The sequence below is a fragment of the Acinetobacter stercoris genome (assembly GCF_900323515.1).
GTDB lineage: Bacteria > Pseudomonadota > Gammaproteobacteria > Pseudomonadales > Moraxellaceae > Acinetobacter > Acinetobacter stercoris.
Window position 1 is genome coordinate 1 of the sequence record NZ_OOGT01000383.1, and the last position, 1,503, is coordinate 1,503.

Here is a 1,503-nt window from a genome sequence, read left to right on the forward strand (position 1 = left end):
TATCATATTGAAAATTAATAATAATATCTAATTTTTTCTTGTTTTTATATTTAGCCTTACAATTATTTTTTTGCTAAGTCATTGGAACTCATTTAATCTCTGCTCAACTTCAATTTGAGGTCGCTAAATGATTTCATGGTTTTTTATTGGGCTTGTGGTGGCAATTTTATTGACTCCAGGACCGACAAATACACTTTTAGCATCTTCTGGTATTCAGGTCGGTGTGCGTAAATCATTTCAACTTATTCCAGCAGAAGCTTTGGGATATTTGATTGCAATTACTGCATGGGGAGTATTAATTGGTACCGTTTCTAAAAAATTTCCAATAGTGCCTGTGATTTTGAAGTTATTCAGTGCAGCATATATTCTTTTCCTTGCGATCAAACTCTGGCGTACAGCCAAAGACCAAGTTGATCTGAATATGCCTACAATCCGTGCAAGGGAACTCTTCTGTGCGACATTACTCAATCCTAAAGCATTATTGTTTGCTTCAGCCATTTTCCCTGTTTCTACTTGGAAATATTTTGCTGAATACACAGCACATATGTTGACATTTTTACTCTTAATTATTCCTATTGCCTTTTTCTGGACGTATTTGGGCTCAGTCCTTTGTTCCAATAAAATCACATGGTTAAATCAGACTAATTTACAAAAAACTGCTTCAATTGTATTGGTTGGCTTTTCTATTCCCTTAAGTTATTCAGCTATTTTAAGCTTGTAAAACATATGGTTAAAGATGCACTTGTATAAAATAGATAAAGTTTGCCAGACAGGTTAAGGCTTAGATTTTTTTGTTTTAATCAGAAACATTTCTTTCGAACCTAATTTAAGTTAAAGTACATCGCAATAATTGATTTAAGCTTTTTTGGATTGAAGAAATAATGGCTATTAAGTCTGATCGTTGGATTCGCGAAATGAGCGAAAAACACGGCATGATTGAACCTTACGCAGAAAACCAAGTTCGTTATGATGCAAACGGTGAAAAACTCATTTCTTATGGTGTTTCAAGTTATGGTTATGATGTCCGTTGTGCTCGTGAATTTAAGGTATTTACAAATGTGCATTCAGCTATCGTAGATCCTAAAAACTTTGATGAAAAAAGTTTCATCGATATTGAATCAGATGTATGTATTATCCCGCCAAATTCATTTGCTTTGGCGCGTACAGTTGAATATTTCCGTATCCCCCGTAACGTTTTGACGGTATGTTTAGGCAAATCGACTTATGCACGTTGCGGCATCATTGTCAATGTGACACCACTTGAGCCTGAATGGGAAGGGCACGTGACATTAGAGTTTTCAAATACAACAAATCTTCCTGCACGCATTTATGCGGGTGAAGGTGTAGCTCAAATGTTGTTCTTTGAATCTGATGAAGTATGTGAAACTTCTTACAAAGATCGTGGTGGTAAATACCAAGGTCAAACTGGTGTAACGCTACCAAAAGCATAAGGTTATTTAACTTTTATAAAGCAAGCTTTATGCTTGCTTTTTTATTTTAAAA

General features: G+C 34.9%; 2 protein-coding genes. Both read left to right on the forward strand.

What is annotated here, in order from left to right; translation table 11 throughout:
- The first annotated feature begins 127 nt into the window (after positions 1-127).
- Entirely contained in the window at positions 128-721 is a 594-nt protein-coding gene (locus tag KPC_RS19695) for a LysE family translocator (RefSeq protein ID WP_121975992.1), read from the forward strand.
- A 160-nt stretch (positions 722-881) separates the two neighbouring features.
- On the forward strand, positions 882-1,451 hold the full coding sequence (gene dcd, locus KPC_RS19700; RefSeq protein ID WP_121975993.1) for a dCTP deaminase: 570 nt from the start codon (positions 882-884) through the stop codon (positions 1,449-1,451).
- The last annotated feature ends 52 nt before the right edge of the window (positions 1,452-1,503 follow it).